Origin of the sequence: Mucilaginibacter rivuli (genome assembly GCF_019391655.1) — a bacterium.
GTDB lineage: Bacteria > Bacteroidota > Bacteroidia > Sphingobacteriales > Sphingobacteriaceae > Mucilaginibacter > Mucilaginibacter rivuli.
Genome location: NZ_JAHXPQ010000002.1, coordinates 319,255 through 346,050 on the forward strand (window position 1 = coordinate 319,255; position 26,796 = coordinate 346,050).

The following is a 26,796-nucleotide window of genomic DNA, read 5'->3' on the forward strand; positions in this document are numbered from 1 at the left end:
TCAGGGTAGTTTAGTCCAAACACATTCACCTGCTTTTACAATTCCTTGGTTGCTCCATCCTGTCCAAACACCTTTTAATATCTTTGTTGATGGTTCTATTTTAATGTGAAAAGTTCCATGATATGTTGCCCCACCCAATTTATTTGACCAGAAGCCTTCTATATATTGACCTTTAATCTCACCTTTGAAAATGTAAGTCAAATCATCGGTACCTGTATATTGCCCTTTTATAGTATTACTATAATGAAAAATAAATGCATTTTCCTTATTTTCTTTTGGATAAGTTTCTGATTCAACAGACCAATTGAAGTTCCATTTTCCGCTAAGGAAATAATTTTCCGGATCAAATATTTGTCGTTGTAATTGACTACAAAATGGTGAAAGAGCAGCAACTAAGTTGTCAGTTCTTGTGCTATCATATGAGCCGGCAGTTACCCCAATTAAATCGGTGGGTAAATGGAAGTCAGATGGCATTTTATCAGGTTTCAAATAAAAAGTGTTCTTCCTGCCTAACTTCCCAGTATAAAGCCCTAATTCGTATAATACGTTGTCTCGAACAGTTGAATGCTCTGTTTCTCGAATTATTGATTTATCGTCTGGTGTAAAAACAAATATCGCAAAATCACTTTTTTTTAATTGTATTAATAAATCGTCTAATGTATTTCCACTAATATTAAATACTCCGCTATCCCAAGATGTAATATTAAAACGGTGATGTAGCTTCTCAGTTAATGCGTTTACAACGCTTAAACCTTCTACTGATGAGCCAATAAATAATTCTGGTTTCATAATTTATGCTTTAGCCCGGTTACCTTCTAACTACCCTTCCTGTTCTTCGCATACCATTCACCGAATGACTCTTTTGGTGGCTCGGGCATATCGCGTTGCTTGTACCAGGGGTTCAATTTGTTATTTACGGCAAACGGTGCATGTTTCATTACCCAACGGCCAATTTTGCCCCCGGTATGGTATATGGCCGGGTTTGATAGCGTAAACGTCATTACCTTCATGCCCGCTTTTTTAGTTGCGGTAGCATAGCCGTTCTTAACAATAACCTGGCGCCATTTATATAGCTGATCATGTATGTCAATTTTCACCGGGCATACGTTGCTGCACGAACCGCATAGGGTAGAGGCAAAGGGCAGGTCGGCATATTTCTCCATATCCAGGTTAGGCGCTAATATAGCCCCTATGGGCCCTGATATAGCGTTGTGGTAACTATGGCCACCGCTACGGCGATATACCGGGCAGGTGTTCATACAGGCGCCACAACGGATGCATTTAAGCGAGTTGCGGAACTCAGGCCGGCCTAACTGAATACTGCGGCCATTATCAACTATGATAATGTGCATTTCCTGGCCGGGGCGCGGTTTGCTAAAGTGACTGCTATAAGTGGTGATGGGCTGGCCCGTAGCGCTTCTGGTCAGCAACCTTAAAAATACGCCTAAATGCTTCCTTTCGGGGATGATCTTTTCAAAGCCCATGCTGGCAATATGCACATCGGCAAGGTGGGCGCCCATATCGGCATTACCTTCGTTAGTACATACTACAAACTCGCCTGTTTCGGCCACCGCGAAGTTTACTCCCGTTAAGGCTACCTTACGTGTTAAAAAGGTTTCACGTAAGTGGTGGCGCGCAGTTTCAGTTAAAAACTGCGGGTCGGCATTACCGGCAGGCGTGCCTAAATACTGGTGGAATAATTCGCCTATCTCTTCTTTCTTTTTGTGGATACAAGGCAGTACAATATGGCTTGGCGGTTCTTTAGCCAACTGAACAATGCGCTCACCCAGATCAGAGTCGATCACATCAATACCATTTTCGGCAAGGTATTCGTTCAGGTGCAGCTCTTCGGTCAGCATAGATTTACTTTTAACCATACGGTTAACACCCTGCCGCACTAAAATATCATGTACGATCTTATTATGCTCAGCGCCATTGGCTGCCCAGTGTATGGTAATACCGTTGGCCTTCGCGTTAGCTTCAAACTGAACAAGGTATTGGTTCAGGTTTGACAGTACATTGTTCTTTATCTGCGATGCTGTTTCGCGCAGGGTTTCCCAACCGGGTATGTTGTGTACGGCTTTATCGCGTTTGGCGCGTATCCACCATAAGGTTTCATCATGCCAGTCAACACGTGCTTCGTCTTTATTAAATATCTCCGCTAATTCGGCGTGGTCTTTAGTTGTTAATCCGCTCATTGGTTTATTAGTTCATTGGTCAAAACTAAAAGAAGTCTTGCCTCTTGCTTCTCTTTTACTTTCCGTTCAGTATCTCTGCAATATGCAATACTTTAACTTTGCTGCCCTGGCGGTTAAGTATGCCTTCCATATGCATCAGGCAACTCATATCAACACCGGTAATATATTCAGCGCCATGCTCCAGGTGATCGTCAACACGGTCTTTGCCCATTTTTACCGATACTGCCTCTTCGGCAACGCAAAAAGTTCCGCCAAAGCCACAGCATTCGTCGCCCCGGTTTAATGATACGATCTCTATCCCTTCAACCATATTAAGCAAACTGCCCGGTTTTGAAAACGTTGGGGCTACCAATTCCGTCATTGACGACAGGTGCAAGCCCCGCTGCCCGTGGCAACTTTGGTGCATGCCAACCTTATGCGGAAACTTTGATGGCAGCGATTCAACCTTTAATACATCGGTTAAAAAGCTGGTAAACTCATATATACGGTTGCTGATGTGTGCTGCCTTGTCGGGATTCTTATCATCATGCAAATGGTCGCGGATGTGTAACACACAGCTTCCTGATGGCGCTACGATATAATCAAACTCGGCAAAGTTTTTAATGAAAAGCTCGTTACAGCCATGCGTTAAATGCTCAAAACCCGAGTTTGCCATTGGCTGGCCGCAGCAGGTTTGGTTTTTAGGGTATACAACCGTAACGCCTAACTTTTCGAGCAGTTCTAAACACGCTATAGCGGCACCGGGATAAAATTGATCAACGTAACATGGTATAAACAGTCCAACTGTCATAATAATGGGATGGTTATTTTGCCCGTTTTTAGGCAGACAATTAATAATGATGGGCAAAAATAAACTTAAATCATCAAGTTTTATACCCTATTATAGCATTTATGTAAATTCTGTATGCATGACACTTTTGCCATAAAATATTTGTATAAAAACACGCTTCTAAAACTATTTAACAGTTTGATCCTTTTAAGGGCATGGCACTTGGCACACAATTAATATGGTTATTTACATTGGCTATTCCTGTAGCATGTATAGCCTGGACGGTTACTCATGAAGAAGTTTTCAGGGAGCCGCGCGAATACTGCATTAAACGCTGCCATAACAACAAGACCATTTTAGGCCGTAAGTTTTTCTACCTTTTTACCTGCGAATATTGTTTTAGCCACTATGTTACGTTGCTTATGTTGGTGATAACCCGTTATAAACTGCTTTTGGATGATTGGCGTGGCTATCTTATTGCCGGTTTCGCATTGGTGTTTGTTGCCAATGTTTACATGAGCCTGTTTGCTTTAATAAGAATAGATTTGAAGAAAAGCAAGCTTGAAGCTGACAGGGAAGAAGCAGAAAACGAGGATAATATTAAAAATTGATCAGCAATTTGATACACTGAAATAGAATGTAGTGCCTTGGTCAACTTCGGATGTAAGCCATAGCTCGCCACCGTTTAATTCTATCAACTCCCGACAAAGCAACAAACCAATCCCTGTGCCCTTTTCACCTTGTGTACCGGGCTTGGTAAAATGCGTTTTTACAGATAATAGGCGTTCAATTTCTTCGGTGTTCATTCCACGCCCGGTATCTTTTATACTGATGGTTATTTTGTCTTTAATAGTATGCGATGTAACGGATATTTGCCCTTTATTAGGTGTAAACTTAATTGCATTGCTAATAAGGTTTCTTAAAATAACTTTGAGGTGGTTAGGGTCGATAAACACAGTATGCTCAGCCTTTACCTCATTGGTAAATGTGATATGCTTTTGATCGAAGGAATACTTAAATGTATTTTCAATTTCATCTACAACAGGCTGTAAGTGTTCACAAGTTGCTTGCAGATTAGTGCCTTTTATTTGATTTTCGGCCCATTCAAGCAGGTTTTTTAATGTTAACTCGGCACCCTTAACTACCGGGCTTATCGAACTCATTACCTGTTTCACTTCTGCCTCCTGTAAGTGGCCGCCTTCAAACAAGCTGGTTAGGCTGCTTAAATTGCCTATGGGGCCACGCAAATCGTGCCCTATAACTAAAAGCAGTTTATTTTTTAAACTGTTAAGCTCCTCAAGGTGTTGTGCCTGTATCTCTATCAGTTGTGTTTGAGCTATGGTGGCCAAATGTTGTTCATTCAGGTTTTTAGCTAATATCCGCTTCTCGCGATAGTAGCGATAAACCACATACAACGCAACAATAAGTAATATTAACGAAACTGATAAGATAATTATGATGTTTTTTTGCGATTTAACCACCACGTTATACACATCATCTTTATGGTTTATCTCTTCCAGGTTGCGTAGTTTTTCGTTTAGCTCAAAATAATCGGCAACCAATTGTGAGCTGTTTTGCTGACTGGTTTTAACTTGCTTTTCAAGAAATGCAGTATAGTTGTACTGGTAAAACAAAAGCATTTTTGTATCGCCTTTGCTTTTATAGATATTGATAATAGACTTGTACACCCGGGTAGTTATATCAGCAATACCCAAACTATCCGATAACGCGAGGGCTTTGTTGGCATATTGCAATGCTTCGTCGGGTTTATGCTGATTGAGCAAAACAAAGGCTTTTGTATCCCAGCAACTTGCTCTTAAGCGTTTATTGTTAGTAACATAACTTAAATTTATTGATGAATCGACACAGCTTAGCGCCTTGTCATAATTTCTGCCCGGGGTGTCATTACTATATATGTACGATAATCGCCCGAGCAATATGGCTTCGGTTTCGGTATTGTGGAGAGGCCTGACCATTTTAAGGGCTCTATATACTTCGTTTACAGCAAGATCAGTTTCCTTTTTGCGTGCGAATATTAATGATCGTTCGGTTACTATTTCTGCTAACAGGTATTCATCTGTTCCGGCTTCAAACTCTGCTTTATTTAAAAAAACATTGGCCTTATCGTAATTTCGCAGGTCCATATAATCCCGCGCCGTGTGACGATAAATGGTGGAAAGTAATGAGTGCTCGTTTTTTGAGATATAGTGAATTGCGGTATCCAGGTAAAGTAAACTGATCTGGTTGTAAGATTGCGACCAATAGGTTACGCCAATATTTAATAAGCTTTGGCCAATTCCTTTTTTGTATCCTATTGTTTTTGATGCGATGAGTTGGGCTTCAGCGAGTTTACGGGCACCTGTTGGGTCGGATAAAAAGGTGGTATAAATTTTTTTGTTGATCTCATCTATCTTAGCGAAAGTTGTAGTATCGTGTTCAAACGAGGAAATATCGGTTGTTTTTAATCCAGCACAAATAGCACTTTGCGGCAGCAAATAAATTAAAAATAGCCAATACAATTTACTCATTAATCAAGGGGATGTTTTGTGCTTACTGAATTTTAGAAAGCACTATAATTCAGTACTGTAAAGAAATAAATAATTATTTCAAAATAAAAAAATTTGTTGTTAATTAATGTTTTTACGTAGGAGGTTAAAAAGATGTTAGCTATTAAAAGTTACCAAACAACGCTCTGCACTTAAAAGGGTTTCATATTGCTCAAAATTTACCGATGCTTTCATTAATTCAACCTCTTTACGGTAGTTTTGGCGTAGCTCCTTACGCTTAATGGCTTCAATAAAACGACGAACCTGTATTTGCGATTCCAGAATAAGGCCCGGCACCTCTACAGGTTTATTATGCTCGTCTTTAGCCACCATGGTAAAATAGCTGGTATTAGTGTGTTTTACTACACTTGTTTTAACGTTTTGTGATGTAATGCGTATACCCACTACAATGGATGTTTTACCAACATAATTTACTGATGCCATTACCGATACCAATTCACCAACTTCAATAGGCTCTAAAAAGTTAACCGTATCAATAGACGCGGTTACACAATAATTGCCGGCATGTTTAGCGGCGCATACATAAGCAACTTTATCCATTAATGATAGTAATATGCCGCCATGTATCTTCCCGCCAAAATTGGAGTAAGATGGTATCATTAATTCGGTAATAGTGGTTTCAGAAAAACTGATGGGTTTGTATGGGATTGGTTCTGCCATATTCAATTGTGGGTTATTGGTGTGTTAAGCAAAAGTTGTTACAATGAAGGTAAAAATAAATATCACCGCTATACTCAAAATTTATGTGTGTTGAGCTTAATGGCGCTAATTTAAAGGGTGCTATAGTGTGGTGGTAGCTTATAACTAATTAATTATAAATAGCTAATAACGCAATATTAGCGCTTCGTAAATATAGTAATTTATATATTTGAGGTTATTATTTGGCTTTGCAGATAAGTGTGTTTGCAACAATTGTAATACAAGTACGCAACATTTGTATGACATTCAAATATTAATGAAACCTTCGTAGTAATTTCACATCTAATAATTAAAACCAATAAAACCGGATCAGAAAGCATTGTTTGTTTATACAAGTATAAAATAAAGAATACTAAAACTATAGACGATGTTAAATAAAACGGTTTAATTGATGACCTGATTTTTTAAAACATGAAAATTAAAACTTTACCCCTTATTAAAATAACATTTACTGCCTTACTTGTAGCTGCAGGTTTTTACTCCAATGCCCAAAAGCTTAATAATACACAGGAAGGCTCTGTGCTGGCGCCCGAAAAAGTAAAGATAGACGGTAAATTTGCCGAATGGGAAAACACTTTTGCCGCATATAATAAAACAACCAAGCTGTATTACACACTATCAAACGATGATAAAAACATTTACCTGGTTGTAAAAAGCGCTGATGCGATCAATACATCTAAGGTAATGGGTGGTGGCGTTACGCTTACCATAAATACAGCCGACAAGAAAAAAGAAGAAGGCGCGTATAGTGTTACCTTTCCTATTGTAAACCGCAATAACATGCGTGGCCTGCGCCGCCCGCGTGGGGCCAGTCAAACTACAGTGCAAGATTCGGCCTCGCTTGCAGAAGCGGCCGCGGCCCGTAAAACCGCGATCGCGTCGATAAAAGAAATAAGTGTTTTAGGTTTCAAAAACATTACCGATACACTAATATCGATATATAACGAGTATGGCATTAAAGCTGCCGCGAACTATGATGATCAGGCCGATTTTCTTTTTGAATTGTCTATACCTTTAAAACTCCTTAACATTTCTGCCACTAACCCTAAAGAGTTTGCCTATAATATTAAAGTTAACGGTATTCAAATGGGTAATGGTAATAATAACCGTAATAATGGCGGCGGCGGTAACAATGGCGGCGGCGGTGGCGGTCGCAACGGCGGCGGCGGTGGTGGCGGCGGTCGAAATGGCGGTGGTGGCTTCGGCGGTGGCGGTGGTGGCGGCTTTGGCGGCGGCGGTGGTTTTGGTGGTGGCGGCTTCGGCGGTAATGAAGAACTCCTGAGTGCTACTGATTTTTGGGCGAAGTATATACCCGCAAAAAAGTAGTAAACTATAATTTAATGAATCCTAAACTTAACTACTGATGAAGAAAATTCTATTTATAATTAGTGCTTTGCTGGTGTGTAGCCAGGTGTTTGCGCAAAATGGCGGAGGCGGTGGCGCAAACCGTAACAGGGGAGGCAGCACCCAACAGCAAAAAGCCGCGGTGTTACCTCCATTACCCTTTCGTGAGGTGAGTGGTGTAGTGCGCGATTCGAGCGATAACGCTATTATAGGGGCAACGGTTTTGCTTACTTCAAAGTTAGATACTTTGCGTACCAGCACAAACGCCGATGGTGTATTTGTTTTACGCAATGTAAAGCTTGCCACATTTACTACCACAATTAACTCTATGGGTTATGTTACAAAAGTGAATAAATACCTGCAAAATGATGCGGTAAAAAAGTTGATTCTTGATCCTATTATTATGATTGAGAACAACAAGATGTTAAAAACAGTAACTATAAATGGGGTGCCAAGTATAACTTATAAAACAGATACTGTAGAATACCGCGCAAGCGATTATAAAGTGCGCGAAAACTCAACCGTTGATGAGTTGCTCAAAAAGATGGAAGGCATGGAAGTAGGATCTGATGGGTCACTTACGCACCAGGGGCAACAGGTAACTAAAGCTAAATTAAATGGTAAAGCATTTGGCGATGGCGATGTAGCTACAGCCATAAAAAACCTGCCTGCCGATATTGTTGAAAAAATACAAATAGTTGATGATTATGGCGATGCCGCCGCCAGAACAGGTATTAAAGATGGCGACCCTCAGAAAATATTGAACATTACCACACGTGCTGATCGGTCAATTGGCCTCACCGGGCGTTTTACCGGTCAATATGGTAGCGATGACAGGTATAATGCAAACTTATCTGTACAGCGTATAAATGCTAACCAACAGTTTAACTTTATAGGTAATTTGCGTAACTCTCAGAATGGTGTGGCCTCTTCGGGTATTGCCGGTGGTGCAACTAATGGCGGTGGTGGCGGTACTGGCGTTGGTGCAGGTGCAGGCCGTGGCAGCAGCCCGGGTACAACTCAATCAGGTTATCCATCCCTCAGCTACCGCGATCAATGGGGCAAAAAGATCCAGGTGAATACTAATTATGCTTATCGGTTTAGCAACACCAATGCCACAAGCATTAGCAATGGTTTACGTAAAACAACTTATGGGCCTAATATATTCAGTAAAAATGGCTCGTCTGATAATAATAACCGTAGCCACAATTTTAGCTTTGACATAGAGTACAGCATTGATAGTGCTAACTTCCTTAAATTTACACCAACATTTAGTTATTCGGGTTCTAATGCGTCAACTGATAATATAACCGATAACCTGCAGTATTATACGCAGGTAGTACCCGGCTACCCGCCTCCTCCGGGTTTTTCGCACCCTGTAGTAAATTCAATGAGTGATAATGTTAATAACGCACCCAATTATGGTGGATTATTGTTTTACCAGCATATATTTAAAAAACAAGGCAGAAACGCATCTGTGCAATTTAGCCTTAACAAATCGACTACTGAAGCTAATCGAGAGAGCAATAATGATACCCATTATTACCAGGATAGCACAAGAGATTATGTGTTAAAGGATTCGATCTCGCACCTGATAACTAAGCGGACAAGTGCCAATACTACATCAAGGGTGAGTGTAACCTATTCTGAACCTATAGGCAAGCTATCGCGGATAGATTTTAATGGACAGACCCGTCGTTCAGTATATGATAACAAGGCAGCAGTAGATACTGTATTAGCAAATGGCAGTACTCTTGAAGTTGCTTCCAGAAGCAATAACTATAACTATTCATTTACAGAAACACGATTGACTCTGGATTACAGGTTCACGGGTGTAAAATACAATATATCAGTGGGGTTAACAGCAGTGCCAACCTTATTGGAGGGTGTAAAAGTTAATACCAGCAATGTAAACAACCTGCCCGTAACGCGTAGCGATTTCAGGCTAATACCGGTGTTCCGGTTGGCGTATTCATGGTCACGTACAGAACGGTTTAGCTTCGCTTATTCCGGATCTAATGCCGAGCCAAGTTTCCAGGAGATACAACCTTTTACCGATGCAACAGATCCTAATAATATTATAGTTGGTAACCCTAATCTGAAACCTTCATTTACACATTCGCTTAGCGCAGGCTATAATAATTATATCGCCAATTCTAAACTTAATTTCTCAGTTAATTTTAATGCTTCTTTCGTTAATAATCAAATTGCACAAAACAGTATTTTGTTGTTTAGAACGGTAATGGAAAATGGGAAACCGGTTAATATTAACTTTAACCAAACCAATTATATCAACATTAATGGTACGCATTCGTATGTTGCAAGGTATAATGTTGCAAAACAACTTGATGACCGTAAATACAACCTGTCGTTAAATGGTAACGTTACTTATGGTTATAATGTTGGGATGAGCCAGGGGCAGGAGTACCACAGCACTACCTGGAGATTTGATGAGCGTTTTGGCCCCAGAATAAGCCCTAATGATAATATTGAGATCAACCCATACATTGGTTATGATCTGTCGCGCTCGTTCAATTCATTGCCAACCTCGGGTGCAAATAGCTCAAGGGGTAACTCAAGCACACAGGTGCAAACCACTTCGCTGGCAATTGATGGCCGCATGTACTTCCTGAAAACTTTCCAGGTTAACTACAATGCTTCTAAAAGCTACGTGAGCGGTTTGCAAGGTTTAAGCACTAATCCATTAGTATTAAACGCAGGGCTAGAAAAGGAGTTTTTCAAAAAAAGACAACTGGTAGTTACATTTAATATGTACGATTTGCTGCACCAAAACAATTTTGTTGAGCAAACTATAAATGAAACAGGCTATACCAATACCCAATCGAGCACATTAAGCCGCTACTTTTTAGTTGGGATACGTTTAAACTTCCAACACTGGAGCGGCACACCAATGCGTAACGGCCGCCAAATGCAACGTAGGGGCGATGGTAGCTTTATCTACTAGTACTTAAGATATCATTATATCGAGGCGCATCCCGGTTATCCGGGATGCGCTTTTTGTTTAGGATGGAACCCAAATGCTGCACTTACGATAATTCAAGTTGTTCCGTACGGGCAAAAAGCTCGGTAGAACGGTAGGGTATCACAACCAGTATGTTTCTTTTGCCTCGTAGTGACAATACTTAACGGCTGCCAAATAACCACAAAAAAAGCCTCCGAAACACATGTTCAGGAGGCTTTTAACAAAGTATTGTAATTGCTTACTTTACCGAATCAACTATAGCTTTAAAAGCAGTTGGGTGGTTCATCGCTAAGTCGGCTAATACCTTACGGTTCAACCCAACTTCTTTAGCGTTTAATTTACCTATTAACTGAGAGTATGATAAACCATGTTGACGGGCACCTGCGTTGATACGTTGTATCCACAAAGCCCTAAACTCTCTCTTTTTAGCTTTACGGTCGCGGTAAGCGTATTGTAAACCTTTTTCAACTGTGTTTTTAGCAACGGTGTAAACCTTGCTGCGTGAACCCCAATAGCCTTTGGCGAGGTTCATGATCTTTTTTCTGCGTCTTCTTGACGCTACTGCGTTAACTGAACGTGGCATTTTCTTGCGATTTTGGTAGCGAGTGCCTCAATTTAATGATGGTCTTTAAAACTCTGATACCTGGTTAAAAATTTGTTTAATTACTTTCCGATACAAAGCATACGTTTTACGTTACCCATATCCGCATTGCTTACTAAGCTGGTGTGGGTAAGGTTACGCTTGCGTTTAGTCGACATCTTGGTTAAGATGTGGCTTTTGTATGCGTTCTTTCTGGTAATTTTACCGGTTCCAGTAAGCTTAAAACGCTTTTTAGCACTGGAATTGGTTTTCATTTTTGGCATAACTCTGTTTTATATATATTAATTGTAAATCAATTACTTTTTAGCAGCCTTAGGGGTAACGGTTAAAAACATCCGCTTGCCTTCCAGTTTTGGTAGTTGCTCCACTTTACCCACATCTTCTAATGCTTGTGCAAAGCGTAGTAACAATATTTCGCCTTGCTCTTTGTAAACAATTGCACGGCCTTTAAAGTGTACGTAAGCCCTTACCTTTTCGCCCGCTTCCAAAAATTTGATGGCATGCTTCAATTTAAACTCAAAGTCATGGTCATCAGTATTCGGTCCAAAACGGATCTCTTTAATAACGGTTTGCTTGGCGTTACTCTTTATCTCTTTCAGCTTTTTCTTTTGCTCGTAGATGAACTTGTTATAGTCAACTATCTTACAAACAGGGGGTACTGCGTTCGGAGATATTTCAACCAGGTCGAGTTCTTGCTCTTCGGCAAATGCCAATGCTTCTTTTAATGAATAAACACCCACTTCTACGTTATCACCCACTAAGCGAACTTCCTGTGAGCGGATAAATTGATTGATGTTGTGTTCAGCTTCTTTCTTTTTGAAAGGTAGCCTCGGTCCTCTGTTAAAATTAGGTTTATTTAAAGCCAAGTTATACTGTTATTTCTTTTTTTATTTTTTGTGTAAATTCTTCAATCGTCATACTGCCTAAGTCGCCTTCGCCATGTTTTCTTACCGAAACAAGCCCTTCAGCCGCTTCTTTTTCACCTACAATAAGCATGTATGGTATTTTCTTGACTTCAGCATCCCTGATCTTACGACCAATTTTCTCGTCCCTGAAATCAATAAGCCCGCAAATATCGGAATCTTTTAGTGATTCTGAAAGTTTTTTTGCATAATCTTCATATTTCTCCGAGATCGGCAAAATAGTGAATTGCTCCGGCGATAACCACAGCGGGAAATTGCCCGCGCAGTGCTCAATCAGCACAGCCACAAACCTTTCCATCGATCCAAACGGAGCGCGGTGTATCATTACCGGGCGGTGCTTTTGGTTATCGCTGCCGGTGTACTCTAATTCAAAGCGCTCAGGCAGGTTATAATCAACCTGTATGGTGCCTAACTGCCATTTACGGCCCAGCGCATCTTTTACCATAAAGTCAAGTTTCGGGCCGTAAAACGCGGCTTCACCTTCAACTTCAATGGTTCTTAAGCCCTTTTCGGCAGCAGCCTCAATAATAGCGCTTTCGGCAATGGCCCAGTTCTCGTCGCTGCCAATGTATTTGGTTTTGTTGTTCGGGTCGCGTAAGGATACCTGCGCGGTATAATCCTCAAAGCCCAGGGCTCCAAAAACATATAACACTAAGTCGATAACTTTTTTAAACTCTTCCTTCACCTGGTCGGGGCGGCAAAACAAGTGCGCATCATCCTGTGTAAAACCACGTACGCGGGTTAAGCCGTGCAGCTCGCCGCTTTGCTCATAACGGTAAACGGTACCAAACTCCGCAAAACGCACAGGAAGGTCTTTGTAGCTGCGTGGCTTAGTTTTATAGATCTCGCAATGGTGCGGACAGTTCATAGGTTTTAAAAAGAACTCTTCGCCCTCCTGCGGGGTTTTTATCGGCTGGAACGAATCCGCCCCATATTTCTCGTAGTGGCCCGATGTTACATATAAACTTTTATGGCCTATATGCGGTGTTATCACCTGTTCGTAACCGGCTTTTACCTGTGCTTTAGTTAAAAACTGCACCAAACGCTCGCGTAAAGCAGCTCCCTTAGGCAACCACAAAGGTAAACCTGCACCCACTTTTTCACTGAAAGCAAATAGCTCCAACTCTTTACCCAACTTACGGTGATCACGTTTTTTGGCTTCTTCAATCAAAGTCAAATAATCGGTCAGCTCGCTTGCCTTAGGGAAGGTAACAGCGTAAATACGGGTTAACTGTTTGCGGGTTTCATCGCCGCGCCAGTAGGCACCTGCAACGCTGGTTAGTTTAACAGCCTTTATAAAACCCGTGTTGGGGATATGCGGACCGCGGCACAGATCTGTAAAGTTACCTTGTGTATAAAAAGTGATGCCGCCATCGGGCAGGTCCTTCAGCAGGTCCAGTTTATATTCGTCGCCTTTTTCGGTGAAATAAGCTATCGCGTCGGCTTTACTCATCGGTTTACGTACGTATTCCTCCTTAGTTTTAGCCAGCTCGATGATCTTATCTTCAATTTTTTTGAACTCGTCGCTCGAGAACTCCCTGTCGCCAAAATCAACATCGTAGTAAAAGCCGGGCTGCTCTTTCAACGGCGGACCGATACCGAATTTTGTTCCGGGATAAAGGGCTTCCAAAGCCTCGGCTAATAAGTGTGCCGATGAGTGCCAAAAGGTGTTTTTGCCATCAGCATCATTCCAGGTCAATAATTTAACGTTGCTATCAGCCTCTATAGCGCGACTGGCATCCCAAACTTCGCCGTTAACTTCGGCGGCTAAAACGTTACGGGCTAAACCTTCAGAAATGGATAATGCGATCTGCATTGCGGTAGTTCCATGCTCATACTCACGAACGGAACCATCAGGAAGTGTAATGTTAATCATCTACAACTATGATTTAAATGTTTAATAATATGTTAGTACCAAATCACGTACAATGGTGATTTTTTGAGGTGCAAATATACAGTAGAATTTTGGATTTCGGATGTTCGATTTCGGATTTATGTGATAGGTAATTATGGGTATGCTCACCATCACGTCATTGCGAGGAACGAAGCAATCCTAAAGCGACAGGCAGCAAAACCGACCACACAAAATCAAGTTAACCACTCATTTTCCATCATTTGTTTAATTAATGCAACAAAGTAAAATTAAAGTTACATAACCGTGCAATCAGGATGGAACAGGACGGCTATATTTAATGCATCTGCTACTTTTAACCTGTTGTTATATAAACCAATCCCGATAGTTATCGGGACGTCAACAAAATAAACCGATCAGTCCAGTTTTTTTAAATTGATATAGCCCTTTTTTTGATAGGGGATAGTATGTTCTTAATTATTGTAAATGTCTTTTTTCGGGGTTAATAAAAAGGTGGTATTGTGATAGGTTTCAACTTTTTCCCGGAATTAAAATTGCCTTCGCGGGGGTTGTGTGTTCCTCCGCGAAACGGCAATTTCTAATCCACATTTAACGCTGCCATGTCCCATCAGTATAAATATTCCTTAAAAGCCACGGGCAAGTTATTAGTATTTACTTTTTGCTGTTCGCTATTCGCAACGCAGGTATCGGCGCAGGCGCCATGGCAAAAGATCAACATGCCGACTGTTGCCGAACTATCCGGTAAATTATTAAACCCGCCATCGCAATACAGCGCCGCCGTTACCTGGGGCTGGGATGGCAGCATGACCCGCGAGGTTATCGCCCGCGACCTTGATAAATTCCACGAAATAGGTTTCCGCGCAGTCAGCATCGAAGCGGGTTATGGCATGGCTGGCAAATACCTTTCCGAAGCATGGTTCCAGTCCATCAAAATGGCGGTGGAAGAAGCCAAGAAGCGCGGCATGCACATCTGGATCATCGACGAGGGTAAATACCCCAGCGGTTTTGCAGGCGGAAAATTCAGCGAGCTGAAACCCGAACTGAAAATGCAGGCGCTTACCTCTCAACGTTTTGTATGGGGCAGTTTAACTATCGGCGAACCGCTTAACGGCACGGCCTTATCGGCCATTGCTTATAATCCCGAAACTAAAGTCACGCAAAATGTTGCGATAAAAGGTGGAAAAATTGATTTTGTGCCGCCGCCTGGCAAATGGGAGATCATCATTGCGCAGTCTCAATTTAAAACATCGCCAACGCGCTCTGCAAATAATCCAACCAAAGGTAAAGATGGTAGCGCATCGCTAATGGATTACCTTAATCCCGAAGCCACCAGACAGTTTTTAAACTGGACCGAAGAAGAATACAAAAAATACATTGGCGATGAGTTTGGCAAAACCGTTTTAGGCTTCCGCGGAGATGAGCCCGCATTTAGCTATACCCCATGGACGCCCAAACTGCCCGAAGTATTTAAAGCCAAAAAAGGTTACGATATCACACCTTATTTAGCAACCTTTTTCCTCCGCGATCCAAGCCCGGAACAGCAAAAAGCCAAAGCGGATTTTTATGATGTATGGTCGGATATGTTTGGCGAAAATTACTTTAAACTACAAGGCGATTGGTGCAAAGCCAACGGTATGGAGTACATGGTACACTTGGATAAAGATGATAACATGGCCCAGTTTGTACGTTCAGGCGGCGATTTCTTTAAAGACCTGAAAGGCGTGCAAATCCCCGGAGTAGATGCCATTTGGCACCAGATATGGTCGGATACTGTTTCTAACTTCTCAAAATTCGCTTCATCGGTATCGCACGTTTATAATAAGCCGCGCGCCTTAAGTGAAAGCTTCGCGGCATACCGCCCAGCGCCAAACGTGGAGCAGGCCAAATGGGTGCTCAACCAGCAAATGGTACGCGGTATCAACCTTTTTGAGTTGATGTTCGTATCCTCATCCGCACGGAGCGGCCAAACCAACCTGCGCGGTTATATGGGTGAGGCGGCTTTCCCGGCATTAATAAAATACCTCAACACCGTTTGCTATGTGCTTAGCCAGGGCCGCCCCGCAACACAGGTGGCGCTTTACATGCCCACTACAAGTTTATGGATGGGCGATAAGGCCGCTAATGAAAGTTTGATCAAGGTAGGCGAGGAACTGTTAAATAACCAGTACGATTTTGATTTTGTGAGTGAGGAGGCCTTAACGAAAGACCTGACTGTGACCAATGGTCCGTTTACAACTGCATCCGGTACAAAGTATTCAATACTGGTTATACCTTCGGTCACTGTGCTTTCAAATGCGGTTATCGAAAAAATTAAAACGATGACCACATACGGAGGGCGCGTATTGTTTGTTGGCAAAACGCCTGAATTACTGAACGATAAAAGCTTTATGGATGCTCAAAAAGTTTCGCCGGATATGTTTTCGTTGATCCATTCCGACATGTCTGGAAAAGATGATTACAGGTCGATGTTCTCAAAATATATCAAATATTCTGATGTTAGCCTCGCTACCGCCAACCCGGCCCTTAAATACATCCACCGCGTTATTAAAGATGCCGATATATACTTCTTCTTTAACGAAAGTTTGACCGATGAGGTAAACACTACGGCCACTTTACGGGGCGTAGGTATGGTAAACGAATGGGACCCAAAAACAAATATAGTGACCCAACAAAGTGGTACAGACACCAACTACAACACGCCGGTTACCTTAAAGCTAAAGCCTCAGGAAACAAAATTTATCATTATCTCAAAAACAAAAATGCCACCTATCGATACTAACTGAAAATTGAAAATGATACAAAAGAAAAATAATCGTAATATTGACACTAATTAATAACCACCAATTATGAAACGTACAATATTACCACGGCTATTACTGCTATTGCCTCTGCTACTGCAACTTTCAACCAGGGCCCAAGACACCAAAACCATCAACATCGCCGTTGATAAGCCCACCGTTAAAGTACCGCCCGCCATGTGGGGCATCTTTTTCGAAGACATTAACTTCTCTGCCGACGGCGGCCTTTACGCCGAGCTGGTAAAGAACCGCTCATTCGAGTTTGCCAAACCCTTAATGGGATGGAAAGAAATTAAAGGTGATGGCGGTCAGGGCACGTCGCTCATCATCAACCGCGCTACCGAAAATGCTAACAACCCCCGTTTTGACAGGGTGACTGTAAAAAGCGATAAAGGCTACTATGGCCTTGTTAACGAAGGTTTCCGTGGTGTGGGTATACAGCAAGGTAAAACTTATAACTTCTCTGTACTGGCACGCAAAGGCACAGGCAATACGAAAATTCATATTAAGTTGCTTGCTGCCGATGGCAAAACCAGTCTCGGTGAGGCCGACCTGCAGGGCTTTGCCAATAAATGGGCAAAATATACCGTCCCGATAACGGCAACAGGTACCGAGGCAAAAGGGCAGTTAAGTGTGGCTTTCGCCGGACAAGGTGTATTGGATATCGACATGATTTCCCTGTTCCCGCAGGAAACATTCAAGGGCCGCCCTAACGGTTTACGTGCCGACCTGGCGCAACTGCTTTCCGACCTGCACCCGGGCTTTGTACGCTTTCCCGGAGGTTGTATCGTTGAGGGCCGCGATCTGGCTAACCGCTACCAATGGAAAAAAACTGTAGGTAATGTTGAGGACCGCGAACTCATCATCAACCGTTGGAACACCGAGTTCCCAGCCCGTTCGGCTCCCGATTATTTCCAATCATACGGCCTTGGCTTTTACGAATATTTCCAGTTAGCTGATGATATTGGCGCCGAGCCGCTACCAATCCTTAACTGCGGTATGGCTTGTCAGTATAATACCGGCGAGGTAGCTACTTTAGATGAACTGAACCCCTTTATCCAGGACGCGCTCGACCTGGTGGAGTTTGCCAATGGCGCCGTTACTACTAAGTGGGGTGCACTACGCGCTAAAATGGGCCATCCAAAACCATTTAATTTGAAAATGATGGGTATTGGTAACGAGCAGTGGGATGTGCAATACCTTGATCGTTATAAGCTGTTTGCCAAAGCCATTAATGCTAAATATCCGGGTATTAAGTTAGTCACCAGCTCCGGGCCATCACCTTCCGGGGATAAATTTGATTACCTGCAAACCGAACTGCGCGCGCAAAAAGCTAACTTTTTAGATGAGCATTATTACCAGTCGCCGGATTGGTTTTTCCAGAACGCATCCCGTTATGATAATTATGACCGTAACAGCTCGAAAATTTTCGCCGGCGAATACGCCGCGCACATCAAAGAACCAAAAGGCAAAGAAAGCGAATTAATGAACACCTGGGTAAGCGCCCTGGCCGAAGCTGCTTTTATGACCGGACTGGAGCGCAACGCCGATGTGGTACAAATGGCAAGCTATGCCCCGCTATTGGCCCACGTTGAAGCTTGGCAATGGCGCCCCGACCTTATTTGGTTTGATAACCTGCGCAGCGTTGCTACGCCTAACTACTACGTGCAAAAACTATACGCCAACAACAAAGGTACCGACGTGGTGCCTACGCTGATGGATGGTAAAGTATTGGCAGGTAAGGATAGTTTGTATGCCAGCTCGGTAATTGACAAGAATACCAATAAGCTTATAGTAAAGCTGGTAAATACATCGTCGCAATCGGTGAATGTTGACCTAAATATCGGTGGTAAAACTGTTGTGCAGGGTAAAGGTTCGTGCGAAACTTTAACATCGGCAAACTTGTTGGATTTTAACACCCTTGCCGAACCTAAAAAAATAGCACCCGTAATGGAAGCTTTGCCTTTAACAGGCAATATGGTTTTTGTAAGGTTGGCACCACGTTCAGTAAATGTGATCACCGTCCCTTATAATTAATAACCAATGATAAAAACGTTCAGCATATTGGGCCTCGCCATAGTTTCTTTATTGCCTTTTGGCGATAAGCCTCATGTTGCTGCCAAACGTCACTTTCTAATTACTGATAATGGCGCCATCGGCGATGGCAAAACACTGAACACCATCGCCATCCAAAAAACCATAGACCAGGCCTCGGCCGAACAAGGTGGCGGTATTGTTGAGATCCCCGAAGGGACTTTTATCAGCGGTTCCATATTCCTCAAAAAAGGCGTTAACCTGCTGATAGATGCCAAAGGCGTATTAAAAGGTTCGCTCAACCCAGCTGATTACCCACAAATACACACCAGTTTTGAAGGTGTGGAACGCATGTTCACCGCGGCCTTTGTAAACGCCCAATACCTGGCTGATTTTGATATCACGGGCGAAGGGATGATTGACGGCTCGGGCGAGGATTATATCGCGGTGTACCGTGGTATTACAACCACTCCAAAACCCGGCAAGCCGCGTTTAATATGCTTAGAAGGTTGCCATAACGTAACCATTTCTAAATTAAAACTCCACAATCAGGCGGTTTGGTGCCTGCATTTATTGTATTGCAAAGGTGTTAAGGTTGAGGATCTCACCATCACCGCCGAGCATAACATCCCCAGCAGCGATGGTATTGATATTGATGCCTGCGATGGTGTAACAGTATCACGCTGCGACATTGATGTGAACGATGATTGCATATCCATAAAAGCGGGCCGCGAAACCAATACTGTACCTAACCGCATTTGCCAAAACATTGTTATCCAGAATACCCGCTTTGGCTTTGGCCATGGCGGCGTTGCCATGGGTAGCGAAACATCGGGCGGTATCCGTAACGTTGAGGTGCGCGATTGCGTAGCCGAGGGTAACTGGGCTCCCGTAAGGTTTAAATCGCAGCAAAGCAGGGGAGGCACGGTACAGCATATCGTATTCCGTAATTTCAAGCTAAAGGATGTTACCCGCGCGTTCGAGTTTAACATGAACTGGACAAGCTCACACGGTACTTTATCAGCACCATCAAACCCACTGCCTATTGTGCGCGATGTGCAACTCATCAACGTAACGGGTACGGCAAAATCAACAGGTTCATTGGCCGGATTAAACGGTAGCCCTATCAGCAATGTCAAATTTATTGATTGCAATATTGAGGCTCAAACAGGCTTAAAAGTTACCAACGTAACCAATATGGATTACAGCGGGTTAAGCTTAAATATAAAGCAAGGCGAACAGATCATCAATCAGCCTGAAACAGTGAAACAGAATTAGTAAAAGAGAAAAACAGCATATATGAATCACATCACAAAACTATCGGGTGCGTTAGCGGCAATACTATTGGCGGCAGGTTCGGTATCCGCGCAGAAAACCAGTTTTAAGTTCGAGTTCGGGTCAGGAAAGGTGAAAGATGGCTATACTTCGGTTACCCCATCAACAAATTATACCAAAGAACTTGGCTATGGTTTCGATAACGAATCTACCGTTAAAGCGGTTGACCGTGGCGGTAAAGACCCACTAAAAGCAAGCTATATCACCAATGATAAACCCTTCTTTTTTTCGGTTGATGTACCCGAAGGCAATTATAAAGTTACCGTAACCTTTGGTGATGCTAAGGAAGCAACCGTAACTACGGTAAAAGCCGAGTCGCGCAGGTTAATGCTCGAAAAAGTAGAAACCAAACCGGGCGAGTTTGTTACCAAAACCTTTGTAGTAAATATCCGCAAACCCGAGATCAGCGCGGGCGTAAAAGTTGGCTTAAAAGACCGTGAGTTAAAAAAGCTGGATTGGGACGATAAGCTTACCCTTGAGTTTAATAATAAAAAACCAGCGGTATGCGCTGTTGAGATAGCTAAAGCTGATGACCAGATCACGGTTTACCTTGCGGGAAACAGCACTGTGGTTGACCAGGACGATGAGCCATGGGCATCATGGGGACAAATGGTTACCCGTTTTTTTAAACCGGGCGTAGCCATATCAGACCATGCCGAATCGGGTTTAACCCTGGCCAGCTTTAAAGGCTCGCACCGTTTGGATAAGGTGCTAAGCACCGCCAAAGCGGGCGATTACCTTTTTGTTGAATTTGGCCATAACGATCAGAAAGAAAAAGGCCCTAACGCGGGTGCATGGAAAGCCTATACCGAAAGCTTTAAATACTTCATCGCCCAGGCTAAGGCTAAAGGCATGATATCTGTTGTTGTTACCTCAACCAGCCGCCGTGCTTTTAGCGATACTACCGGCAAAGTGGTAAATACCCTTGGCGATTTCCCTGCTGCTGCACGTAAAGTAGCCCAGGATGAAGGCATAGCCATGATAGATGTGAATGCCATGACAGCCGACTTTTACAACGCTTTGGGTAAAGAAAGATCGACAAAAGCGTTGGTGCATTACCCTGCCAATACCTGGCCGGGGCAAGGTGCTAAACCCTTAGCAGATAATACCCACTTTAACCCATACGGCGCTTACGAAATTGCCAAAATGGTGATAGAAGGCATTAAATCAAATCACTTAGGCTTAGAGAAATTTATCATTGATGCACCTCATTTCGATCCATCGCACCCGGATGATCCGGATACCTTCAGCGTACCTGTTAGTCCGCCAAGCGCTGTATTAAGAGCTGCTACCTTTGCTAAACCGGATGGGAATTAATTAGTAGAAATGGCAATAAAGAGTAGCAGTGTTAAGTAGCAGTAGCAGTTTAAATAGGAGAGTTATGACAGTATCAAATAGTTTACTTAAATCTGTAAAGAAGACAAGCGGTATACTACTGCTACTGCCCCTGCTACTGCAACTAACCGCTAAGGCGCAAGTCCTAAAGAAGCTCATTCCCGATAAGGTAGTGGTATTAACTTTTGATGACGCGGTATTAAGCCATGCTACTTATGTGGGGCCATTATTGAAAAAGTACGGCTTTGGCGCCACTTTCTTTGTATGCGAGTTTGTTACTCCGCCTTTTAGCGATAAAACAAAATACATGAGCTGGGAACAAATAGCCGGGCTCAGTAAAATGGGTTTCGAGATAGGCAATCACACCCAAAACCATACGCATGTTAATAAAATGGATAGCCTGCATTTTGTAGCCGAACTAAAATATATTGAAGATAAATGCGCCCAGTACCATATCCCAAAACCAATAAGTTTCGCCTACCCCGGATATGATATAAGTCCCAAAGCCTTTGGCGTATTAAAGGCGGCAGGGTACCAGTTTGCACGGGCCGGTTTTGACAGGCCTTATGATCCTGCTGCAGATCATCCATATCTCGTTCCGGGTATCACTACGTCGGCCACAAACCGCAAGCAGGTGTTTGATGCGCTCGATATGGCTAAAGATGGTAAAATTGTGGTATTAACCATTCACGGTGTGCCGGATGAGGCCCACGTTTGGGTAAATACCCCACCCGAACTGTTTGAAGAATATTTAAAGTACCTGAAAGATAACCATTATAAAGTGATCGCTCTGCGCGATCTTGCTACCTATATCAATGCCGAAAAAGCATTGAATATTACACCTGTTTTTAAAAAATAAGTCATGAAAATTTTAAGCCAATTATTACTCTCCACAGCATGCATCACGTGCTTGGGTGGCGCTGTAAAAGCGCAAAAAATTCCGGTAATGGAAACGGGGGGCAAAATTATGCCTGCCGAATGGATCGATAAAGCTACAGGCCATAAGGTTGTTCGCCTGGTGAATGGACGCGACAGCGCGGCTAGCTTTTACTTTAATAACAATTGTTTTGTACCGCAAAAAAATACAGAAGGCGACCTTATGGTATTTTACAGCAATACAAAGCAGGGCAACCAGTTATTCAGCATTAATTTAAAAACAAACAAGGTAGAGCAGCTAACGCACCACACAGGTAAAATGGCCGGCGAAATGGTTTGTCCCAAAACACGCTCTGCATATTACCAGGGTGGCGATACCGTTTTTGCCGTGAATGTGGATACAAAGAAAAACTCGGTAATATACGTGTTCGATCCTGCTTTTAAGGGCCGTGCAGGTACTATTAATGCCGATGGTACTTATTTAGCCTGCGTAAAGGCAACCGGCGAGCAGGAGCGTGAGATATATGCTAAATACCCTGCCAAGCACGATTACTTTAACCGAATATGGGAGGCGCATATTGAGCATACCCTCTATACGGTTAATATCAAAACAAAAGAGATAAAAGAGATACACCGCGAGAACGAATGGACAAACCACCTGTTGTTTTCGCCTACCGATCCGGATATTTTATCATATTGCCACGAAGGCCCCTGGGAAAAGAACGACCGTATCTGGAACATCAACATCAAAACAGGCAAAAACACTTTGATGCACGTGCGTACCATGGTTAATGAAATTGCCGGGCACGAGTTTTTTGGTGTTAGCGGTAACCGCGAATGGTTCGATCTGCAGAAGCCTAAAGGCCAAACTTTCTTTTTAGCTGCTTTTGATATGAAAACAGGTAAAGAAGACCGTCTTTATGAGATGGACCGTAACGAGTGGTCTATCCACTTTAATGTATCAAAAGATGAACAAACTTTTTGTGGCGATGGCGGAAACCCGGGTCAGGTTGCTAAAGCACCTGATGGCCAATGGATCTATCTGTTTAAGCCTGATGGCACACGTTTCAGATCGGAAAAATTGGTGATGATGAAAAATCATAACTATCACCTGGAGCCAAATGTACATTTCTCGCCCGATGAAAAGTGGATCATATTCCGCGCTAATTTTGAAGGTATGGAACAGATATATGCAGTTGAGATAGCTAAAAAGTAATTGTTATTTTTTATCGCTATCCAGTACGGTTTGGCTGCCCCCATTCCCGCTATGATCGGTTTGTGTTGCCTTAGTGGTATCAACCGATTTTGTTTGGGGCAAATGCATTTCGGCAGTATCCCTGCCGGCATTGGCGGCGTGGTTGCCACGGCAGGCTGTCAAAAATAATGCAACTGCAAAGGCTGTGTACATGATATGCTTTTTCATTTTTTTGATGAGTTAAGTCCCATTCATAACATACACGGATAATTATAGTTTTTTGATCATCATAAAAATATCACATTACCCTTTACATAAATTATTATGCGTAAACCTTTATTAATTGTTTTGTGTTGCGGCATCGGCATGCAAAGCTTTGCCCAAATATCATGGCCGGTAATTTCGCGGGAAGCCAAACCCTGGACACGTTGGTGGTGGGAGGGCAGCGCGGTTAACCAGCCCGACCTTACCGCTAACATGCAAAAATACCATGATGCCGGTTTAGGCGGCCTCGAAATAACACCAATTTATGGTATAAAAGGGCAGGAGAGTAAGTTTATACAATACCTGTCGCCCCAGTGGATCAGCATGCTTAATTTTACTATACAAGAGGGTAAACGCTTAGGCCTGGGTATTGATATGGCTAATGCTACAGGCTGGCCTTTTGGCGGCCCCTGGATAGATGATGAAAGTTCATCAAAGAACATGGAAATGGAGGCATACACCGTTAAAGGTGGCGGATCTTTAAATCAGCCTATAATCCACATGCAACAAGCAATGGTTACTGCCGAGGGTAAGGCTCCGGCCATCACAGATATACAGCAACCACTTGCCGCTAACAAAAACTTACAGGCATGGGCTTTGGGCCAGGTGCGTTTCCCAAAACTGTTACCCTTACAGGCTTTAATGGGATACGGCCCCGATGGACAGATAGTAAACCTGACCGCGAAAGTTGATGCCAATGGTAAACTCAACTGGACAGCCCCCAAAGGCGGCGATTGGGCTCTGTACGGTATTTTTATGGGCTGGCATGGTAAATTGGTTGAGCGTGCCGCCCCGGGTGGCGAGGGCTTTGTTATCGACCATTTTTCGCAACCGGCATTAAAAACATATCTCGATAAATTCGACCAGGCTTTTAAGGCCGGTAATGTAACGGGTATCCGTTCGTTTTTTAATGATTCATACGAAGTTGATGACGCCCGCGGCCAGTCAAATTTCACCCCCGAGCTGTTTGCCGAATTTAAAAAGCGTCGCGGGTACGATCTGTTAGAACACTTACCTGCTTTATTCTCCAAAGAAAATAAAGATTACAGTCGTGTAGTATGCGATTACCGCGAAACCATTTCGGATATGTTGTTGGATAATTTCACTATCCCATGGCATACCTGGGCGGCAGGGCATGGCGCATTGATCCGCAACCAATCGCATGGTTCGCCATCAAATATACTGGATCTGTACAGCGCTATTGATATCCCGGAAACGGAAGGGGTGGAGCCACTCCGGTTTAGGTTTGCAACTTCGGCAGCGCACGTAACGGGGAAACAGCTGGCCTCGTCAGAGTCGGCAACATGGTTGGGCGATCATTTTACGTCATCATTATCTGATGTGAAAACTTCTATCGACCGCTATTTTCTGGGTGGAGTAAACCATGTGTTTTATCACGGTATCGCTTACTCGCCGCCTTCAGCGCCATGGCCGGGATGGTTGTTTTACGCATCGGTACATTTAACCCCTGCCGATCCGCAATGGAACGATTTTCATGCCCTTAACGAATATATTGCACGCAGCCAGTCGTTTTTGCAGGAAGGTAAACCTAATAATGATGTACTGTTATATTACCCCATATTCGATAGCTTTTCCGAGCCGGGCCGCAGCCTGTTAAAGCATTATGATGCTATGCGCCCCGAGTTTATCGGTTCGGGTTTTGAAGCCTGCGCTCAACTAATGTTGGATAAAGGTTACACGTTTGATTATATATCCGATAAGCAAATACTGAATACTACAGCCGCGGGTAAAGAGATAAAAACCAGCGGAGGCGCGGCCTATCAAACCATAATATTACCTGATTGCCATTTTATACCGCTGGCAACCTTTAGCAAACTGGCAGATCTGGCCCGCAGCGGCGCGCACATTATTATATATAAAAATGCTCCTGCGGATGTGCCGGGGCTTGGTAACCTTGATGCTAACCGCAAAGCGCTGAAAGACCTGCTGGCTACCCTGAAGTTTACAGATGTTGCTGCAGGTATCAAAAAAGCGGATATTGGTAAAGGTGCATTTTTAATAGGCGAAGATGCAGCTAAGCTGTTAAGCTATAGCAAGGTGCGCGCTGAGCAAATGGTAGAAAGCGCCTTGCAATTTAACCGCCGGAAATATGATGGCGGCACCAGTTATTTTGTGGTGAATAAAGGGATAAATAAAATTGACGGATGGGTGCCTTTAACAGCATCGGCAACATCGGTTACTGTATTTAACGCCATGACGGCCACCGCAGGCCTGGCGCAAACCAAAACATCACCGCAAGGCGATACCGAAGTTTACCTGCAATTAGCACCCGGTGAAAGCGCTATTTTGAAGACATCGTCAACCCTGGTAAAAGGAGAGGCTTATGCTTACTATAAACCATCTGTAAAAGCAACAGAAATTAAAGGCGACTGGGCTGTCAGCTTTGTAAATGGCGGTCCCGAATTGCCCGCCGCCGTAACAAAAACAGACCTGGTATCGTGGACTGATTTTGGTGGCGATGAGTTGAAACGTTTTTCGGGCACGGCCAAATATGCCATTTCATTCGCAAAGCCTGCTAATGTGGCCAAAGCCTTTAAACTTGATCTGGGCAAAGTATACCATACCGCCGATGTTTACCTTAACGGGACAAAGCTGGCTACGCTGATAGGCCCCGATTATTCTGTTATTATACCCGCCGCTTTATTAAAAACTGATAATAAGCTTGAAGTTACCGTATCAAACCTGATGGCCAACCGTATATCAGACATGGACAGGCGTAATATACCTTACCGTATATTTTACAATACCAACTTCCCCGCACGCTCACGCGATGCGAGAGGAGAGGATGGCCTGTTTAATGCTGCAAGATGGGAACCTAAACCATCCGGCTTATTAGGCCCGGTAAAGCTGGAAGCGGTAGAATACCTCAAATTTTAACCGCCCATAATACTGCATTCAACAAAGCCCATGTTAACATGGGCTTTGTTGTTAATAAATAAACAGGACTGTTCAGGACAGTTATGCATGCCTGTAGTATTATA

The 26,796-nt window shown here is 43.2% G+C and carries 20 protein-coding genes; 10 read left to right on the forward strand and 10 right to left on the reverse strand.

All coding sequences use genetic code 11. The annotated features are described in order from the left end of the window. The 3 genes from KXQ82_RS05295 to KXQ82_RS05305 are packed head-to-tail and all read right to left on the reverse strand — an operon-like array spanning position 1 to position 2,988. Entirely contained in the window at positions 1–789 is a 789-nt protein-coding gene (locus tag KXQ82_RS05295) for a TIR domain-containing protein (RefSeq protein ID WP_219487116.1), read from the reverse strand. A gap of 26 nt (positions 790–815) precedes the next feature. Continuing rightward, positions 816–2,198 carry a lactate utilization protein B gene (locus KXQ82_RS05300; RefSeq protein ID WP_219487117.1) on the reverse strand — a complete coding sequence of 461 codons (1,383 nt, stop codon included), beginning with the start codon at positions 2,196–2,198 and terminating at the stop codon, positions 816–818. A 55-nt stretch (positions 2,199–2,253) separates the two neighbouring features. After that, positions 2,254–2,988, reverse strand: a complete 735-nt coding sequence (locus KXQ82_RS05305; RefSeq protein WP_219487118.1) for a (Fe-S)-binding protein — start codon at positions 2,986–2,988, stop codon at positions 2,254–2,256. 194 nt (positions 2,989–3,182) lie between these two features. Here KXQ82_RS05305 and KXQ82_RS05310 point away from each other — a divergent pair, with 194 nt between their 5' ends. Beyond that, positions 3,183–3,578: a hypothetical protein gene (locus KXQ82_RS05310; protein ID WP_219487119.1), complete on the forward strand. Its 396-nt coding sequence runs from the start codon at positions 3,183–3,185 to the stop codon at positions 3,576–3,578. Here KXQ82_RS05310 and KXQ82_RS05315 read toward each other — a convergent pair whose 3' ends face one another. Then, positions 3,579–5,495 (reverse strand): sensor histidine kinase, encoded by a 1,917-nt coding sequence (locus KXQ82_RS05315; RefSeq protein WP_219487120.1) that lies wholly within the window; start codon positions 5,493–5,495, stop codon positions 3,579–3,581. A gap of 135 nt (positions 5,496–5,630) precedes the next feature. Then, positions 5,631–6,194 carry an acyl-CoA thioesterase gene (locus KXQ82_RS05320; RefSeq protein ID WP_219487121.1) on the reverse strand — a complete coding sequence of 188 codons (564 nt, stop codon included), beginning with the start codon at positions 6,192–6,194 and terminating at the stop codon, positions 5,631–5,633. A 450-nt stretch (positions 6,195–6,644) separates the two neighbouring features. Between KXQ82_RS05320 and KXQ82_RS05325 the strand changes: the two genes are divergently transcribed. Together KXQ82_RS05325 and KXQ82_RS05330 are read left to right on the forward strand one after the other, a co-directional pair. Then, positions 6,645–7,559, forward strand: coding sequence for a hypothetical protein (locus KXQ82_RS05325; RefSeq protein ID WP_219487122.1), 915 nt, complete (start codon positions 6,645–6,647; stop codon positions 7,557–7,559). Positions 7,560–7,596: 37 nt separating this feature from the next. Beyond that, a complete protein-coding gene (locus KXQ82_RS05330; RefSeq protein ID WP_219487123.1) occupies positions 7,597–10,542 on the forward strand; it encodes a TonB-dependent receptor in 2,946 nt (981 codons plus the stop codon). Positions 10,543–10,798: 256 nt separating this feature from the next. Here KXQ82_RS05330 and rplT read toward each other — a convergent pair whose 3' ends face one another. The 4 genes from rplT to thrS form a co-directional block, all read right to left on the reverse strand. Continuing rightward, positions 10,799–11,143, reverse strand: a complete 345-nt coding sequence (gene rplT, locus KXQ82_RS05335) for a 50S ribosomal protein L20 (RefSeq protein WP_219487124.1) — start codon at positions 11,141–11,143, stop codon at positions 10,799–10,801. 80 nt (positions 11,144–11,223) lie between these two features. Then, the gene (gene rpmI, locus KXQ82_RS05340; protein WP_219487125.1) at positions 11,224–11,424 is read right to left on the reverse strand and encodes a 50S ribosomal protein L35; all 201 of its coding nucleotides are present in this window, start codon (positions 11,422–11,424) and stop codon (positions 11,224–11,226) included. 33 nt (positions 11,425–11,457) lie between these two features. Further along, positions 11,458–12,027 carry a translation initiation factor IF-3 gene (infC, locus tag KXQ82_RS05345; RefSeq protein WP_219487126.1) on the reverse strand — a complete coding sequence of 190 codons (570 nt, stop codon included), beginning with the start codon at positions 12,025–12,027 and terminating at the stop codon, positions 11,458–11,460. 1 nt (position 12,028) lies between these two features. After that, positions 12,029–13,960 (reverse strand): threonine--tRNA ligase, encoded by a 1,932-nt coding sequence (thrS, locus tag KXQ82_RS05350; protein WP_219487127.1) that lies wholly within the window; start codon positions 13,958–13,960, stop codon positions 12,029–12,031. Between the two features lie 596 nt (positions 13,961–14,556). Between thrS and KXQ82_RS05355 the strand changes: the two genes are divergently transcribed. From KXQ82_RS05355 to KXQ82_RS05380, 6 genes are all read left to right on the forward strand, one after another. Further along, positions 14,557–16,740: a glycosyl hydrolase gene (locus tag KXQ82_RS05355; protein ID WP_219487128.1), complete on the forward strand. Its 2,184-nt coding sequence runs from the start codon at positions 14,557–14,559 to the stop codon at positions 16,738–16,740. Positions 16,741–16,803: 63 nt separating this feature from the next. Then, positions 16,804–18,792, forward strand: coding sequence for an alpha-L-arabinofuranosidase family protein (locus KXQ82_RS05360; protein ID WP_219487129.1), 1,989 nt, complete (start codon positions 16,804–16,806; stop codon positions 18,790–18,792). A 6-nt stretch (positions 18,793–18,798) separates the two neighbouring features. Beyond that, positions 18,799–20,067, forward strand: a complete 1,269-nt coding sequence (locus KXQ82_RS05365; protein WP_219487130.1) for a glycoside hydrolase family 28 protein — start codon at positions 18,799–18,801, stop codon at positions 20,065–20,067. A 21-nt stretch (positions 20,068–20,088) separates the two neighbouring features. Then, complete coding sequence (locus tag KXQ82_RS05370) at positions 20,089–21,441, forward strand: rhamnogalacturonan acetylesterase (RefSeq protein ID WP_219487131.1); 1,353 nt, start codon at positions 20,089–20,091, stop codon at positions 21,439–21,441. Positions 21,442–21,505: 64 nt separating this feature from the next. Next, positions 21,506–22,318, forward strand: a complete 813-nt coding sequence (locus KXQ82_RS05375) for a polysaccharide deacetylase family protein (RefSeq protein WP_219487132.1) — start codon at positions 21,506–21,508, stop codon at positions 22,316–22,318. 3 nt (positions 22,319–22,321) lie between these two features. Continuing rightward, positions 22,322–23,551 carry an oligogalacturonate lyase family protein gene (locus KXQ82_RS05380; RefSeq protein ID WP_219487133.1) on the forward strand — a complete coding sequence of 410 codons (1,230 nt, stop codon included), beginning with the start codon at positions 22,322–22,324 and terminating at the stop codon, positions 23,549–23,551. A 3-nt stretch (positions 23,552–23,554) separates the two neighbouring features. On the opposite strand, the gene KXQ82_RS05385 is transcribed toward KXQ82_RS05380, so the two are convergent. Beyond that, complete coding sequence (locus KXQ82_RS05385; RefSeq protein WP_219487134.1) at positions 23,555–23,758, reverse strand: hypothetical protein; 204 nt, start codon at positions 23,756–23,758, stop codon at positions 23,555–23,557. Between the two features lie 96 nt (positions 23,759–23,854). Here KXQ82_RS05385 and KXQ82_RS05390 point away from each other — a divergent pair, with 96 nt between their 5' ends. Next, on the forward strand, positions 23,855–26,692 hold the full coding sequence (locus KXQ82_RS05390; RefSeq protein WP_219487135.1) for a glycosyl hydrolase: 2,838 nt from the start codon (positions 23,855–23,857) through the stop codon (positions 26,690–26,692). Positions 26,693–26,796: the final 104 nt, after the last annotated feature.

Coding starts and splice junctions, on each gene's coding strand:
- KXQ82_RS05295 (WP_219487116.1), bottom strand. CDS start 789: ATGAAACCAGAATTATTTATTGGCTCATCAGTAGAAGGTTTAAGCGTT.
- KXQ82_RS05300 (WP_219487117.1), bottom strand. CDS start 2,198: ATGAGCGGATTAACAACTAAAGACCACGCCGAATTAGCGGAGATATTT.
- KXQ82_RS05305 (WP_219487118.1), bottom strand. CDS start 2,988: ATGACAGTTGGACTGTTTATACCATGTTACGTTGATCAATTTTATCCC.
- KXQ82_RS05310 (WP_219487119.1), top strand. CDS start 3,183: ATGGCACTTGGCACACAATTAATATGGTTATTTACATTGGCTATTCCT.
- KXQ82_RS05315 (WP_219487120.1), bottom strand. CDS start 5,495: ATGAGTAAATTGTATTGGCTATTTTTAATTTATTTGCTGCCGCAAAGT.
- KXQ82_RS05320 (WP_219487121.1), bottom strand. CDS start 6,194: ATGGCAGAACCAATCCCATACAAACCCATCAGTTTTTCTGAAACCACT.
- KXQ82_RS05325 (WP_219487122.1), top strand. CDS start 6,645: ATGAAAATTAAAACTTTACCCCTTATTAAAATAACATTTACTGCCTTA.
- KXQ82_RS05330 (WP_219487123.1), top strand. CDS start 7,597: ATGAAGAAAATTCTATTTATAATTAGTGCTTTGCTGGTGTGTAGCCAG.
- rplT (WP_219487124.1), bottom strand. CDS start 11,143: ATGCCACGTTCAGTTAACGCAGTAGCGTCAAGAAGACGCAGAAAAAAG.
- rpmI (WP_219487125.1), bottom strand. CDS start 11,424: ATGCCAAAAATGAAAACCAATTCCAGTGCTAAAAAGCGTTTTAAGCTT.
- thrS (WP_219487127.1), bottom strand. CDS start 13,960: ATGATTAACATTACACTTCCTGATGGTTCCGTTCGTGAGTATGAGCAT.
- KXQ82_RS05355 (WP_219487128.1), top strand. CDS start 14,557: ATGTCCCATCAGTATAAATATTCCTTAAAAGCCACGGGCAAGTTATTA.
- KXQ82_RS05360 (WP_219487129.1), top strand. CDS start 16,804: ATGAAACGTACAATATTACCACGGCTATTACTGCTATTGCCTCTGCTA.
- KXQ82_RS05365 (WP_219487130.1), top strand. CDS start 18,799: ATGATAAAAACGTTCAGCATATTGGGCCTCGCCATAGTTTCTTTATTG.
- KXQ82_RS05370 (WP_219487131.1), top strand. CDS start 20,089: ATGAATCACATCACAAAACTATCGGGTGCGTTAGCGGCAATACTATTG.
- KXQ82_RS05375 (WP_219487132.1), top strand. CDS start 21,506: ATGACAGTATCAAATAGTTTACTTAAATCTGTAAAGAAGACAAGCGGT.
- KXQ82_RS05380 (WP_219487133.1), top strand. CDS start 22,322: ATGAAAATTTTAAGCCAATTATTACTCTCCACAGCATGCATCACGTGC.
- KXQ82_RS05385 (WP_219487134.1), bottom strand. CDS start 23,758: ATGAAAAAGCATATCATGTACACAGCCTTTGCAGTTGCATTATTTTTG.
- KXQ82_RS05390 (WP_219487135.1), top strand. CDS start 23,855: ATGCGTAAACCTTTATTAATTGTTTTGTGTTGCGGCATCGGCATGCAA.